At 63.3% G+C, this 14695-nt stretch carries 12 protein-coding genes; 8 read left to right on the plus strand and 4 right to left on the minus strand.

The genetic code is table 11. The annotated features are described in order from the left end of the window. Positions 1 to 83: 83 nt before the first annotated feature. Entirely contained in the window at positions 84 to 863 is a 780-nt protein-coding gene (locus JQ628_RS33220) for an SDR family NAD(P)-dependent oxidoreductase (RefSeq protein ID WP_212230537.1), read from the minus strand. 139 nt (positions 864 to 1002) lie between these two features. Here JQ628_RS33220 and JQ628_RS33225 point away from each other — a divergent pair, with 139 nt between their 5' ends. From JQ628_RS33225 to JQ628_RS33235, 3 genes are read left to right on the plus strand one after another with little or no spacing between them, the layout of a single operon-like run. Next, a complete protein-coding gene (locus tag JQ628_RS33225; RefSeq protein ID WP_212230539.1) occupies positions 1003 to 1794 on the plus strand; it encodes an enoyl-CoA hydratase/isomerase in 792 nt (263 codons plus the stop codon). Continuing rightward, positions 1791 to 2774 (plus strand): phosphotransferase family protein, encoded by a 984-nt coding sequence (locus JQ628_RS33230; RefSeq protein ID WP_212230541.1) that lies wholly within the window; start codon positions 1791 to 1793, stop codon positions 2772 to 2774. The genes JQ628_RS33225 and JQ628_RS33230 overlap by 4 nt, the downstream gene beginning before the upstream one ends. A 60-nt stretch (positions 2775 to 2834) precedes the next feature. Beyond that, positions 2835 to 3209, plus strand: a complete 375-nt coding sequence (locus JQ628_RS33235; RefSeq protein ID WP_212230543.1) for a DUF6285 domain-containing protein — start codon at positions 2835 to 2837, stop codon at positions 3207 to 3209. 184 nt (positions 3210 to 3393) lie between these two features. Here JQ628_RS33235 and JQ628_RS33240 read toward each other — a convergent pair whose 3' ends face one another. Beyond that, positions 3394 to 4173, minus strand: coding sequence for an enoyl-CoA hydratase-related protein (locus JQ628_RS33240; RefSeq protein WP_212230545.1), 780 nt, complete (start codon positions 4171 to 4173; stop codon positions 3394 to 3396). A 214-nt stretch (positions 4174 to 4387) separates the two neighbouring features. Here JQ628_RS33240 and JQ628_RS33245 point away from each other — a divergent pair, with 214 nt between their 5' ends. Beyond that, positions 4388 to 5662 (plus strand): acyl-CoA dehydrogenase family protein, encoded by a 1275-nt coding sequence (locus tag JQ628_RS33245; RefSeq protein ID WP_212230547.1) that lies wholly within the window; start codon positions 4388 to 4390, stop codon positions 5660 to 5662. Positions 5663 to 5756: 94 nt separating this feature from the next. Next, entirely contained in the window at positions 5757 to 6227 is a 471-nt protein-coding gene (locus tag JQ628_RS33250) for a GFA family protein (protein ID WP_212230549.1), read from the plus strand. Positions 6228 to 6373: 146 nt separating this feature from the next. Here JQ628_RS33250 and JQ628_RS33255 read toward each other — a convergent pair whose 3' ends face one another. Both JQ628_RS33255 and JQ628_RS33260 read right to left on the minus strand, forming a co-directional pair. Next, positions 6374 to 7954 carry a fatty acid--CoA ligase gene (locus tag JQ628_RS33255; protein WP_212230551.1) on the minus strand — a complete coding sequence of 527 codons (1581 nt, stop codon included), beginning with the start codon at positions 7952 to 7954 and terminating at the stop codon, positions 6374 to 6376. A 139-nt stretch (positions 7955 to 8093) separates the two neighbouring features. Next, entirely contained in the window at positions 8094 to 8966 is an 873-nt protein-coding gene (locus JQ628_RS33260) for an SDR family oxidoreductase (protein WP_212230553.1), read from the minus strand. Positions 8967 to 9070: 104 nt separating this feature from the next. On the opposite strand from JQ628_RS33260, the gene JQ628_RS33265 reads away from it, so the two are divergent. The 3 genes from JQ628_RS33265 (at position 9071) to ppc (ending at position 14554) form a co-directional block, all read left to right on the plus strand. Further along, positions 9071 to 9886, plus strand: coding sequence for a crotonase/enoyl-CoA hydratase family protein (locus tag JQ628_RS33265; RefSeq protein WP_212230555.1), 816 nt, complete (start codon positions 9071 to 9073; stop codon positions 9884 to 9886). Positions 9887 to 10029: 143 nt separating this feature from the next. Next, a complete protein-coding gene (locus JQ628_RS33270; protein WP_212230563.1) occupies positions 10030 to 11568 on the plus strand; it encodes an acyl-CoA synthetase in 1539 nt (512 codons plus the stop codon). A 214-nt stretch (positions 11569 to 11782) separates the two neighbouring features. Next, the gene (ppc, locus tag JQ628_RS33275) at positions 11783 to 14554 is read left to right on the plus strand and encodes a phosphoenolpyruvate carboxylase (protein ID WP_433996185.1); all 2772 of its coding nucleotides are present in this window, start codon (positions 11783 to 11785) and stop codon (positions 14552 to 14554) included. The last annotated feature ends 141 nt before the right edge of the window (positions 14555 to 14695 follow it).

Consider the following 14695-nt stretch of genomic DNA (forward strand, 5'->3'; position numbering starts at 1 on the left):
CGAGGAGCGAAGCGACGAAGCAATCCAGCTTTCTTGTTGCAGCAAAGCTGGATTGCTTCGCTTCGCTCGCAATGACGAAGGCGTTAGAACGCCGTATACCCGCCGTCGATCACGAAGCAGTCCGCGGTGTGATAGGACGATGCCTTGCTCATGATGTATACGGCGATGCCGCCGAAATCCGAGGGCTCGCCGAAACGGCGCACGGGAATGCGCGGCATCACGTTGGCCACGAATTTGTCGTTGGCCATGATGCCTGCGGTCATGTCGCTCTTGATCCAGCCGGGCAGGATGGCATTGGCGGTGACACCGTGACGCGCAAGCTCGACCGCGAGCGCGCGGCACAGCGCGTTCAACGCCGCCTTGGTGCCGGCATAATGCTCGTTGCGCGCGGTGCCGAACAGCGAGGCAAGGCTCGACGTCGCCACCAGCCGGCCGAATTTGTCGCCGGCCTCGGCGCGCTCGGTCATGTGGCGGGCGGCCGCCTGGAACACGTGGAAGACGCCGTCGAGATTGGTCGCGAACATCTTTCGCCATTCCTCCTCGGTGCGGTCGATGAAGGAACGCCGGCCGCCACCGCCGATGCCGGCATTGGCGAAGCAGCCATCGACGCGGCCGAACGTATCGAGCGTGGCCTTCATCGCATCCTTGACCGACGCTGAATCGGTGACGTCGGAGACGAGGGTGTGAACCTTGCCGGGCCCGGCCGACATGGTGGCGGCCGCAGCCTTGTTCTTGTCGGCGTTGCGGCCCCAGATCGAGACATTGCAGCCACTGGACGCAAGTGCCTGCGCGATGCCGAGCCCGATACCGCCATTGCCGCCGGTGATGACGGCCGTGCGGCCGGTGAGGTCGAAGATGCTCATTTGGGTGTTTCCATTTGGTTTGGCGCACTTTAGATGTGCGTCCGAAGAAGGCCGCTGTTCGGGCGCAACCATGGACAAGGCCGACCCAAAAATCAAATATGGCCTGGAAAGCCGGGCTCCCATCGCTACGAGGAAACAAATGCAGTTCAAGCACGTCACGCTCGATTTCGACGGACCGGTCGCGGTTCTCAGGCTCGACCATCAGGAGGTCATGAACGCGGTCTCCATGGACATGCTGGGCGGCCTTGCCGACGCACTCGATGCGATCGACGAGAAGAAGGCTGAGGTGCGCTGCGTGGTGCTGACCGGGGCAGGCCGCGCCTTCTGCACCGGCGCCAATCTGCAGGGGCGCAACCAGCAGAAGCCGGGCAAGAGCAATGCCGGCGCCTCGCTGGAGGTCGGCTTTCATCCGTTCCTGCGCCGCCTCCGCCGGCTGCATTGCCCGTTGGTGACGGCGGTCAACGGCCCCGCCGCCGGCGCCGGGATGAGCTTTGCGCTGATGGGCGATCTGATCCTGTGCGCGCGCTCCTCCTATTTCCTGCAGGCGTTCCGCCGCATCGGCCTGGTGCCCGATTGCGGTTCGACCTGGCTGTTGCCGCGGCTGATCGGCAAGGCGCGCTCGGTGGAATTGTCGCTGCTCGGCGAGCGCCTGCCGGCGGAGAAGGCGCTGGAATGGGGTCTCGTCAACCGCGTCTATGACGATGCGGTGCTGATGGACGAGGCGATGAAGCTGGCGCATGAGCTTGCCAACGGTCCGACCATCGCGCTGTCGCTGATCCGCAAGCTCTATTGGGACAGCCCGGAGAACTCGTTCGAGGAACAGCTCAATCTCGAATATGAATCGCAGCGCGTCGCCGGCGCGGCGGAAGATTTCCGCGAAGGCGTCACCGCCTTCCTGGAAAAGCGGCCGGCAAAATTCTCGGGCCGATGATCGAGGCCGAACTCGCACGCTGCGTCGCCTCGTTTGTTCCGGGGGCGACCGGCGTTGCCGGCGCCGCCAAACTGTCCGGCGGCGCCAGCCAGGAGACCTGGACGTTCGACATTCTGCATCCGGGCGGTAACATCGGCGCAATCCTGCGCCGCGCGCCGCCTGGCTATGGCGCGTCGCCCGGCCGTGCTGCCGGGCTCGATGCCGAGGCCGTGCTGATGCAGCTGGCCTATGATGCCGGACTGCCGTCGCCCGAAGTGATGCATGTGCTGAAGGCCGAGGAGGACCTCGGCAATGGCTTCATCATGCGGCGGATCGAGGGCGAAACCATCGCGCGCAAGATTCTGCGCGACGAGGAATTCGCCAAGGTGCGGCCGATGCTGGCGCGGCAACTCGGAAAGGTTGCGGCCGGCATTCACGCTTTGCCGCAATCGAAGCTGCCGACCTTGCGGACGGTGACGTCGACCCGGGAGATCGGCGACCTCGAATGCGAATACCGCAGCTTCGACTGGCCGCGCCCGGTGTTCGAACTGGCGCTACGCTGGCTGGCCGATCACGATCCGGGCCCGTCGCGTGAGATCACGCTGGTGCACGGCGATTTCCGCCACGGCAACCTGATCATCGGGCCGGACGGCGTGCGCGCGGTACTGGACTGGGAGCTGGCGCACTACGGCGACCCCATGGAAGATCTGGGCTGGATCTGCGTCAATTCCTGGCGCTTCGGCGAGATCGACAAGCCGGTCGGCGGGTTCGGCGCGCGTGAGGATCTGTTCGCCGGTTACGAGGAAACCGGTCGCAAGGTCGATCCGGGGCGCGTCAAGTTCTGGGAAGTGATGGGCACGCTGCGCTGGGGCGTGATGTGCTGCGGCATGATGCAACGCTTCCGCAAGGGGCCGGATCATTCGATGGAGCGCGCCATGATCGGGCGGCGATCGTCCGAGACGGAGATCGATTTGCTCAGGCTACTCGCGCCGCGGGCATGATCCCGAAAAGTGGAAACCGGTTTTCGGACAGGATCATGCCCAGGAAGATAGGAGGGTAGTGTGCAGGACGAACCGACACCGACGGAATTGATCAAGGCGGTCGCGGAATTTCTGCGCACCGAGATAGCGCCTGCGATCAAGGGTCACAACGGGTTCAAGCTGCGCGTCGGCATCAATGCGCTGGATCTGGTGACGCGTCAGTTGGCGCTGGAAGGACCGGGTGATGCCGCGGAAGCTGCGCGGCTCAAGCAACTGCTTGGAATGGATGGTTCGGTGATGGAATTGAACCGCGCGTTGTCTGAAAAGATCGCGAAAGGCGAGGTCGATCTGAGCACGCCCGGGCTGAAGGACCATTTGTGGCAGACCACGATGGACAAGCTCGCGGTCGATCAGCCGAACTATGCGTCGTACAAGCGGGAGTTGGGAACGAAGTAGATGCTTCACCCGCGCTCGTCATTCCGGGGCGAGCGAAGCGAGAGCCCGGAATCCATAGCCACAGGCCGGGGTTGTCTTAAAGAAGGCCGTTGGCCATCATTGCAAGACAATGAGCGTCACGGCGTATGGATTTCGGGCTCGCGCCAAGCGGCGCGCCCCGGAATGACGGAGGAGAGAGCGGGGCTTATCGCCCCAGCCATTTCGGCGGGCGCTTCTCCGCAAATGCCTTCGGGCCTTCGATATAGTCCTGCGACGCCGCCATTGCCTTCACGGCCGGATATTCGCGCTGCTCCGATATCGCCTGCTCCAGCGACACTTCCATGCCCTTCTGGATCGCCTGCTTGGAGGCGCGGATCGACATCGGCGAGTTCCTGGCGATGGTCTCGGCCCAGCGTTCGGCGGCGGCGAGCGCTTCGCCTTGCGGCACCACCTCGTTGACGAAGCCGAGCTCCAGGCCTTCCTTGGCGCTGACATGGCGCGCGGTCAGGATCATGCCCATGGCGCGCTTGAGGCCGATCTGGCGCGGCAGGCGATGCACGCCGCCGGCAAGCGCGGCGAGGCCGACGCGCGGCTCTGGCAGGGCGAAGGTGGCATTGTCAGAAGCGATGATGAGATCGCAGGCCAGCGCGATCTCAAAACCGCCGCCCATGGCGACGCCGTTGACGGCGGCGATGATCGGCTTGTCGCAGTCGAAGCGCGAAGTGAGGCCGCCAAAGCCGCCCTTGTCCCAGCCGCGTTTTCCTCCGGCGGCCTGCCATTTCAGATCGTTGCCGGCGCAAAAGGCCTTGTCGCCGGCGCCGGTGACGATCGCGACCCATTGCTCGGGATCGGCGGAGAAATCGTCAAACACCTTGTTGAGCTCGAAATGCGCGTCGATATGCAGCGCATTGTATACTTCGGGGCGGGACAGGGTGACGATCGTGATCGGGCCCTTGCGCGTCACCTTTGAGAACTTCAGATCCATGTTCGCTCCCGTCGTTTTTCTGCGGCGAGGAATACGCCTTGCCGATTGATCCCATCCAATTACGCAATGCGCCCGCGCGTGCCAAGGACCATCTGAGGCCCACTCCCTTGCTTGACGGGGGTAGGGTGTGCTCCGCTAAATCGCTTTCGAGCGATGGCGCTGCGTAGCGTCTAAACGCAAGCGACAAGAACCAAAAATCTCCGGGAGAGCCGCCTTGGATTTCAACCTGCCTGCCGACCTCGTTGCGTATCTGGCCGAACTCGACCGCTTCATCGAGCGCGAGATCAAGCCGCTGGAGGAGGCCGACGACAACATCCGCTTCTTCGATCATCGCCGCGAATGGGCCCGCACCGATTTCGAAAACGGCGGCCTGCCGCGGCATGAATGGGAAGCGCTGCTGCGCAAGGCGAAGAATCTGGCGGATGCGGCGGGCCATTTGCGCTTTGCGATCCCCAAGCGCTATGGCGGCAAGGCCGGCTCCAACCTCTGGATGGCCGTGATCCGCGAGCATTTTGCCTCCAAGGGACTCGGCCTGCACAACGACCTTCAGAACGAACATTCCATCGTCGGCAATCTCCCCATCGTCACCATGCTCGATCGCTACGGCAGCGACGAACAGAAGGCGATGATCGACGGCTCCATCACCGGAAAATATCGCATCACGTTTGGCCTCACCGAACCCGATCACGGCTCGGATGCAACCCATATGGAGACCCGGGCTGTTCCAGCCACCCGCGACAACGTCAAGGGCTGGCTGATCAACGGCCAGAAGATGTGGACTACGGGCATGCACGTCGCCACGCATTGCGCGCTGTTTGCCCGCACCTCGGGCAATGACGGCGACGCCCGGGGTATCACTTGCCTTCTGGTGCCGGCCAAGAGCGAGGGCGTGAAGGTCGAGGAATACATGTGGACCTTCAACATGCCGACCGACCATCCGCGCGTCAGCTTTACGGATGTGTTCGTGCCGGAGGACGCGCTGTTCGGCGAGGTCGGCCGCGGGCTGTCGCTGGCGCAGTGCTTTGTGCACGAGAACCGCATCCGTCAGGCGGCGAGCTCGCTGGGCGCCGCGGTCTATTGCATCAACGAGAGCGTCAAATATGCGCGCGAGCGAAAGCCGTTCGGCAAGGCGCTGGCGGAGAACCAGGCGATCCAGTGGCCGCTGGTGGAGCTGGCAACGCAGGCCGAGATGCTGCGGCTCCTGATCCGCAAGACCGCCTGGGAGATGGACCAGTTGACGCAGGCGCAAGTCGAGCACACGCTGTCCGACCGCGTCTCGATGTGCAACTTCTGGGCAAACCGGCTGTGCTGCGAGGCCGCCGACCGCGCCATGCAGGTGCATGGCGGCATGGGCTATTCGCGCCACAAGCCGTTCGAGCACATCTACCGCCATCACCGCCGCTACCGCATCACCGAAGGCAGCGAGGAAATCCAGAAGCGCAAGGTGGCGGGTTTTCTGTTCGGCTATATGGGAGCGGGGAAATACTGAGCATGATCCCCGACCCGAAGGGCCGCGTTCGCGCAAAGTGGGCACCGGTTTTCGGATAGGGATCATGCTCAAATAAGAAGGGAGCGAGGGCGGCATGGAAGGTGGATGTGCCTGCGGAAATATTCGCTATCGTCTGACCGGCAGGCCGCTGGTCGTGAATGCCTGCCATTGCACTTGGTGCCAGCGCGAGACGGGATCGGTACACGCGCTCAACGCGGTGTACGAGTTCGATCATGTCGAGCATCTCAAAGCCGAGCCGGAGATCGTCGATACGCCGTCGGCCAGCGGCAAGGGCCAGCGCATTGCGCGTTGCCCGATCTGCAAGGTTGCGATCTGGAGCAATTATCCGGGCTCGGGGCCCGCGATGCGCTTCGTGCGCGTCGGCACGATGGATGATCCGAGCCAGTGTCCGCCGGACGCCCACATCTTCACCTCCACCAAGCAGCCCTGGGTGACACTGCCGCCGGATGCGAAGGTCTATGCCGAGTTCTACAATCCGGCCGAGGTGTGGTCCGATGAATCCCGGGCGCGCTTCCGCGCGGCGCGCGAGCGGGTGAAGAAGTAACTCTCTCCCCACGTCGTCCCTGCGAACGCAGGGACCCATAGCTACCGGACGTCGTTGTTGAAGGCGGTATTGCTCCAGCCTTCGTCAAACTGTGCCTGTGGTTATGGGTCCCGGCTCGCGCTTCGCTTAGCCGGGACGACAGGGGGCTAGTTCACCTGCCGATCCTTCCCAGCCCAATACGGATCGCGCAGATTCCGCCGCAGGATCTTCCCTGACGGATTCCTCGGCAACGCCTCCATGAAATCCACCGACTTTGGCGTCTTGTAGCCGGCGATGCGGGTCCGGGTGAAGTTGATGATGTCGGTGGCATCAGCGCTCTTGCCGGGCTTCATCACCACGATCGCCTTCACCGCTTCGCCCCATTTGTCGTCGGGGATGCCGATCACGGCGGCTTCCGCCACATCGGGGTGATCGCACAGCGCACTCTCGACTTCGGCGGGATAGATGTTCTCGCCGCCGGAGATGATCATGTCCTTGATGCGGTCGTGGATGTAGAGATAGCCGTCCTTGTCCATGTAGCCGGCATCGCCGGTGCGCAGCCAGCCGTCCGACTGAAGCGTCTTCGCCGTCGCTTCCGGCAGATTCCAGTAGCCGACCATGTTGGAGCCGGAGCGGGTAGCGATCTCGCCGACTTCACCGACGGGTAAGGGATTGCCGTTGGCATCGATGATCGCAAGCTCGATGCCGGGCAGGGCCTTTCCGGCCGAGCGCATGCGGTCGAGGCCTTCGATGTGGTCTTCGGGCGGCAGCGCGACGATGGTGCCTGTCGTCTCGGTCATGCCGTACATCTGGACAAAACCGCATTTGAAAACTTCGATGCATTCCTTCAGCAGCGCCGCCGGAATCGGCGAGGCGCCGTACAGCATGTATTTCAGCCGCGAGAAGTCGACCTGCCGCGCGCGGGGCTGGCGCACCACGAACTGCATCGCCGCCGGCACCATGAACAGCTTTGTGATGCCGGACTGCTCGAAGAAATCCAGCACCCTGGTCGGATCGAACTCGCGCGCGATCACGCCCTTGGCGCCGTGATAGAGCCCCATCACGCCCCAGCCGGAGCCGCCGATGTGGAAGATGGGCATCGCCACCAGCGAGACGTCATCGGTCGACCATTTGTTCCACTCCGGCTTCTCGTCCGGGTTGCCGGTCTGCACGAGATTCAGGAAGTTGGCGTGCGAGAGCATCGCGCCCTTGGGCTTGCCCGTAGTGCCTGATGTATAGAGCTGGATTGCTACATCCCTGGGCTCGATCGTCACCTTGGGATCGTCGCCGCTTGCCGCGTCGCGCCAGGCCGTAAAATCCTGCCATTCCGGTTCGCCGCCTTCGGTGGTGATGATGTGGTTCACGCTGGGCAGCACGGACTTGATGTTCTTGACCTGCGTGATGAACTCGGGGCCGACAAACAGCACCGGCGCCTTGCAATCCTCGACGATGAAGGCAACCTCCGGCCCTGCGAGCCGCCAGTTCACCGGCGCCATCACGACGCCGGCCTTCATGGCGCCCATCAGCAGCTCGAAATAGATGTCGCTGTTCTTGCCGAGATAGGCGATGCGGTCGCCTTTCCTGAGACCAAGCGCGATCAGCGCATTGGCGACGCGGTTGGTCTTGATGTCGAACTCGGCAAAGGTGGTCTGGCGTCCTTCGAATTCATAGGCCAGCGCATTGCCGCGATTTTTCGCTTGAGCACGCACCATGTCGGCGAGGTTTGCCGGTACTCCCGTGGCGGACATGTTTCTCCCGTGATTGTTTTATTTGTTGGAATCCGGCTCCACCGTCATTGCGAGGAGCGAAGCGACGAAGCAATCCAGTTTACTCGCAGCAGCGAAGGAAGCTGGATTGCTTCGCTTCGCTCGCAATGACGGCGAAGGGTCACCCCCTTGCCGCGCGGTCCTTCTCGTTCTGCTTGGCAATGTTGTCACGCGCCTGCTGCCAGTCGGCATCGGACCATTCGCGCAATTCGTAGAAATTGCCGCCGGTGGCGAGTGCCTGGGCGCCGTCCATCGCGATGGTCTCGCCGCTGATCCAGTCGCAGCCGCCGGAGATCAGGAACACGGCGAGGTTTTGCAGTTCCTCCATCTTGCCGACCCGGCCCATCGGATTGCGCGCGATGGTCCGCGCGCCCGGCTGGTCATTGGGATTGAGGCGCTTGCTCATGCCCTCGGTCGGGATTTCGCCGGGCGCAATGGTGTTGAGGCGGATGCCGTAACGTCCCCATTCCGCCGCCAGCGACATCGTCATGGCATGGATCGCCGACTTGCTCATCGCCGACGGCACCACGAAGGGGCTGCCGTTGCGCACCCAGGTCACGGTGATCGAGACGACGTTGCCGGGGTGCTTGCCCGCGATCCAGCGCCGGCCCACCGCATGCGTCACATAGAATGTGCCGTGCATGACGATATTCGCCACCGCATCGAAGCCGCGCGGTGAAAGGTCCTGCGTACGGGAGACGAAATTGCCCGCCGCATTGTTGATGAGGTCGGTGAGGGGACCGCCGGTCCAGATCTGCTCGATCATCTCGTCGACGGCAAGCGCGTTGCGGATATCGACGCCGTGGCTCACCACGCGCCCCCCGTACAGGTCCATCAACTCGGTGGCGGTTTCGTCGCACACGATCTTGCGGCGGCCGCAGATATGCACCTCGGCGCCGAGCTCCAGGAATTTGGCGGCCATCGCCTTGCCAAGGCCGGTTCCGCCTCCGGTCACAAGGATGCGCCGCCCGGCGAGAAGCTGATCGTTGAACATCGTTTCCACCCAGGAGAATTGTTGTTAATTGGTCGATTGACTAAAACCGAATGACGGCCTTTCTGTAAAGCCGCCACAAGAAAATCAGGTGAGGAGATTTGCTCATGGAAGATCGCGTCTCGATATCGATCGCGGACGGTATCGCCGACGTCCGGCTGGTGCGCGCGGACAAGATGAATGCGCTGGATCAGGCGATGTTCGAGGCGCTGGTCGCCGCAACCGGGCGGCTTTCGCAGGAAAAAGCCGTGCGGGTGGTAGTATTGTCCGGCGAGGGGCGCGCCTTCTGCGCGGGCCTCGACACCAGCCGTTTCGCCGCCATGAAGGAAAAGGGCGGTAACGGGGTGCCGGGCGGGGAAAGCCGTGATCTCACCAAGCGCACCCACGGCCTGGCCAATTTTCCGCAGCAGGCGGTGTGGGGCTGGCGGCAATTGCCGGTGCCTGTCATCGCCGCGATCCAGGGCGTCGCCTTCGGCGGCGGTTTCCAGCTCGCGCTCGGCGCCGACATCCGTCTGATGGCGCCGGATGCCCGCATGTCGATCATGGAGTTGAAGTGGGGTCTGGTGCCTGACATGGCCGGCACGCCGATCCTCGCCAGCCTCGTGCGCGACGATATCCTGCGCGAGCTGACTTATACCGCCCGTATTTTCTCTGCTCAGGAAGCGCTCAGCTACGGCCTCGCCACCCGCATCGTCGACGATCCGCGTGCGGCGGCAATGGAAATGGCGCGCGAGATCGCCGGCAAGAGCCCGCACGCGATCCGCGCGGCCAAGCGGATGCTGAACAATCTCTCCGTCGATCCCGGTCCGGCATTGCTGGCGGAGTCGGTCGAGCAGCAAAAGCTGATCGGCAGTCCCAACCAGACCGAAGCCGTGCGAGCCAATCTGGAAAAGCGTGCGCCGGTCTTTGCGGAGGCTGGCTAATCCTCATCCTGAGGAGCGGCCTCTTGGCCGCGTCTCGAAGGATGAAGGCCACAATCGGGCCTGCATGGTTCGAGACGCGCGCAAGTGCGCGCTCCTCACCATGAGGGTCTTATGAAGCCGACGACAGAATCGGAAAGCGGCAAATGTCCTCTCCCTACCACGGCATCATCAGCGGCAATCGCCGGCGCAGCCACGACGAGGTCGCCGAGCGTGCCGACCGCATCGCCTCGGGCTTGCAATCGCTCGGCGTGAAGCAGGGCGACAGCGTCTGCATGCTGATGCGCAACGATATCGCCTTCATCGAGGCGGCCTATGCCGCGATGCGGCTCGGCGCGTATGGCGTGCCGATCAACTGGCACTTCAAGCCCGAAGAAATCAACTACATCCTCAAGGACACCGGCACGCGCGTGCTGATCGCGCATGCCGACATGCTGCATCAATTGCGTAGCGCGATCCCGCAAGGCGTCACGGTGCTGAGCGTGCCCACGCCGCCGGAAATTTTGGCGAATTACAAGATCGACCCGGATCACCTTGCGACGCCGGATTTCGCGGCCAGTTTCGAATCCTGGTTCGTGCCGTTCCCGCGCTATGACGGTCCGGCGGTGCCGCAGCCGCAGAACATGATCTACACCTCGGGCACCACGGGCCATCCCAAGGGCGTGCGCCGCAACGCGCCAACGCCGGAGCAGACCGCGAATGCCGAACGCATGCGCGGCATGATCTATGGCTTGAAACCCGGCGCGCGCACCATCCTGCCGGGCCCGCTCTATCACTCCGCGCCGAACTCCTTCGGCCTGCGTGCGGGGCGCCTCGGCGGCGTGCTGGTGCTGATGCCGCGCTTCGACGCCGAAGAATTTTTGCACCTGATCGAGAGCGAGAAGATTGACACCATCTTCATGGTGCCGACCATGTTCATCCGCCTGATGAAGCTCCCGGAGGGGGTGCGCAAGAAATACGACATGTCCTCGCTGCGCCACATCATCCATGCGGCGGCGCCGTGCCCGGCCGACGTCAAGCGCGCCATGATCGACTGGTGGGGACCGGTGATCTACGAATTCTACGGCTCGACCGAGTCGGGGGCGGTGACGTTTGCAACATCGGAAGATGCGCTGAAGAAGCCGGGCACGGTCGGCAAGATTTCGCCGGGCGCGGAGCTGCGCTTCATCGACGAGGACGGGTGCGAACTGCCCCCGGGCGAGATCGGCGAGATCTATTCGCGCATCGCAGGCAATCCGGATTTCACCTACCACAACAAGCCGGAAAAGCGCACCGAGATCGACCGCGAAGGATTCATCACCTCCGGCGACGTCGGCTATATCGACGAGGACGGCTATGTCTTCATCTGCGACCGCAAGCGCGACATGGTGATCTCGGGCGGCGTCAACATTTATCCTGCCGAGATCGAGGCGGCGCTGCACGCGGTGCCCGGCGTACACGATTGCGCGGTGTTCGGCATTCCCGATTCCGAATTCGGCGAGGCGTTGATGGCGGTGGTGGAGCCGCAAGCAGGCGTGATGCTCGACATCGCCGATATCCGCAAGCGGCTGAAGACGTCGCTGGCCGACTACAAGGTGCCGAAGCACGTTGAAATCCAGTCCAATCTGCCGCGGGAGGATTCCGGAAAGATCTTCAAGCGCCGCCTGCGCGATCCCTATTGGGAACAGGCGGGGCGGAGGATTTGAACTTCGCGAGAAACGTGAGACCCTCATGGTGAGGAGCGCGGCTTCGCGCCTCTCGGACCATGTGGCCCGTGGCCCATCCTTCGAGACGCGGCCAAGGGGCCGCTCCTCAGGATGAGGTCGCCTCCAACTTCATCTTGCACTGCGGCAAAAAACTTGCACACTCCAAAGCTGCCGGGCAAGCTTCTGGAGTAGCGGGCCGATGTCTCTTCAGACCATGCCTTCCGAGACCGAAATCCGCATCGATCGCCCCGAGGACGTGCAGGCGGATGCCCGGCTGCGGGAGGAAATCCGGCTGCTGGGGCGCATCCTGGGCGATACCGTGCGCGACCAGGAGGGCGCCGACGTGTTCGACCTGGTCGAACGCATCCGGCAGACCTCGATCCGGTTCCATCGCGATGAGGACAAGCCCGCCCGGCGCGAGCTGGAGCTGATCCTCGACAGCATGTCGATCAGCCAGACGGTGCGGATCGTGCGTGCCTTCAGCTATTTCTCGCACCTCGCCAACATCGCCGAGGACCAGAACAACATCCGTCAGATGCGTGCGCGCGGGCCAGGTGGGGCGCCGCGGCCGAGCCTCTTGACCCAGACGCTGGCCCATGCGCGGACGGCCGGTATCTCCGCCGCTGACTTGCGCCGCTTTTTCGAGACGGCGCAGGTCAGCCCGGTGTTGACCGCGCATCCGACCGAAGTTCGCCGCAAGAGCACGATTGACCGCGAGATGGAGATCGCCGAACTTCTCGACCGGCGCGAGCGGGTCCAGCTCACCCCGGAGGAGGCTGAAGCGGGCGACGAGCAGTTGCGCCGCGCGGTGCTGACGCTGTGGAAGACCAACCTCTTGCGCCGGACCAAGCTCACCGTGCTGGACGAGGTCGCCAACGGTCTCTCTTTCTACGATTACACTTTCCTGCACGAGGTGCCGCGCATGCACTGCGCGCTGGAGGATCGGCTCAACGAAGGCGATGGTGCCGCGCGCGGCGAACTGGCTTCGTTCCTGAAAATGGGAAGCTGGATTGGCGGCGACCGCGACGGCAACCCGTTCGTGACGGCTGACGTCATGCGTGGCACGCTGAAACTGCAGTCGAGCAAGGTGCTGCGCTTCTATCTGGAGGAATTGCACATCCTTGGTTCCGAGCTGTCGATGGCAGCGCATCTGGCCGACATCTCCAAGGATTTGCGTTTGCTCGCCGAGCGGTCTCCGGACAAGTCGCCCCACCGGAGCGGCGAGCCGTACCGTCTGGCCGTTTCCGGCATCTTTGCGCGCCTTACCGCGACCGCGGCGCGGCTGGGCGTGGAAACCACAAGGGCCGCGGTCGGCCAGGCAGCGCCTTACTCCGGCACGGCCGAATTCAAGGCCGACCTCGACATTATTCATCGGTCACTGGTCTCGAACAATTCCGCCGTGATCGCGCGCGGACGGCTACGGCTGCTGCGTCGCGCCGTGGATTGCTTCGGCTTTTATCTGGCAAGCCTCGATGTCCGCCAGAACTCGGCAGTGCATGAACGGACGGTCGCCGAATTGATCGACGCCGCTATGCCAGGCATGTCCTATCTCGCGCTGAACGAGGAGCAGCGGGTGGCGCTGCTCACGAAGGAGCTGAGCAATGCGCGGCCGCTGACGTCCTTGTTCGTCAAGTACAGCGAGGAAACAGTCGGCGAGCTCGCGCTATTCCATGCCGCCGCTGAAGCTCACGCCAATTACGGCTCCGCGGCAATCCCCCAATGCATCATCTCGATGTGCAAGGGCATGTCCGACATGCTGGAGGTGGCGCTGCTCCTCAAGGAGGCGGGCCTGATCCATCCCTCCGGCCGCTGCGCGATCAATATCGTGCCGCTGTTCGAAACCATCGAGGATTTGCAGGCCTCCAGCGGCATCATGGACCGCATGCTGTCGCTGCATGATTACCGGAAACTGGTCGACAGCCGCGGCGCGCTCCAGGAGGTGATGCTGGGCTATTCCGACAGCAACAAGGACGGCGGTTTCGTCACCTCGGGCTGGGAGCTCTACAAGGCCGAGATCGGCCTCGTCGAAGTGTTCGAGCGCCACCATGTGCGGCTGCGGCTGTTCCACGGCCGCGGCGGTTCGGTTGGCCGCGGCGGCGGGCCGAGCTATGACGCGATCATTGCGCAGCCCGGCGGCGCCGTGAACGGCCAGATCCGCATCACCGAGCAGGGCGAGATCATCTCCAGCAAATATTCCAACGCCGAGGTCGGCCGCAGCAATCTGGAAATCCTGGCCGCCGCGACGCTGGAAGCGAGCCTCTTGCAGCCGAAGCACAGCGCGCCGCGCGCCGAATATCTCGAAGCCATGGAGGAATTGTCGGCGCTGGCCTTCAAGGCCTATCGCGGGCTGGTGTACGAGACCGAAGGTTTTGCCGAGTATTTCTGGGCTTCCACCGTCATCAACGAGATCGCCACCCTCAACATCGGCAGCCGCCCGGCCTCGCGCAAGAAGACCCGCGAGATCGAGGACCTTCGCGCCATCCCCTGGGTGTTTTCCTGGGCGCAATGCCGCCTGATGCTACCGGGCTGGTACGGCTTTGCCAGCGCGGTCGAGGCGTGGATTGCAAAACATCCCGACAAGGGTATGGCGTTCCTGCAGGAACTCTATCGCGAATGGCCGTTCTTCCGCATGTTGCTGTCGAACATGGATATGGTGCTGGCGAAAAGCTCGATCGCGATCGCTTCGCGCTATGCCGAGCTGGTGCCGGACGTGAGTCTGCGCGAAAAAATCTTCAGCCGGATCCGGCGCGAATATCACGACTGCATCGATCTATTGCTGAAGATCATGGGGCAGGACCGGCTGCTACAGGGCAACCCGCTGCTCGAACGCTCGATCCGCAACCGTTTTCCCTATCTCGACCCGCTCAACCACGTGCAGGTGGAGTTGTTGAAGGAACACCGCGCGCAGAATCCCGATGAGCAGGTGCTGCGCGGCATTCAGATCACGATCAACGGGATATCGGCGGGGCTCAGGAACAGCGGGTAACTGTCGTCCCGGCGAACGCCGGGACCCATACGCCGCGGCCCATCGGTTGGGCGATGTAGCAGTTGCCTTTGCGAACAATTGGCAGCGGTGGTTATGGATCCCGGCTCCCGTGCTCAATTGCGCACTAGGCCGGGACGACAG

The organism is Bradyrhizobium lablabi, assembly GCF_018129385.1.
Classification (GTDB): Bacteria; Pseudomonadota; Alphaproteobacteria; order Rhizobiales; family Xanthobacteraceae; genus Bradyrhizobium; species Bradyrhizobium lablabi_C.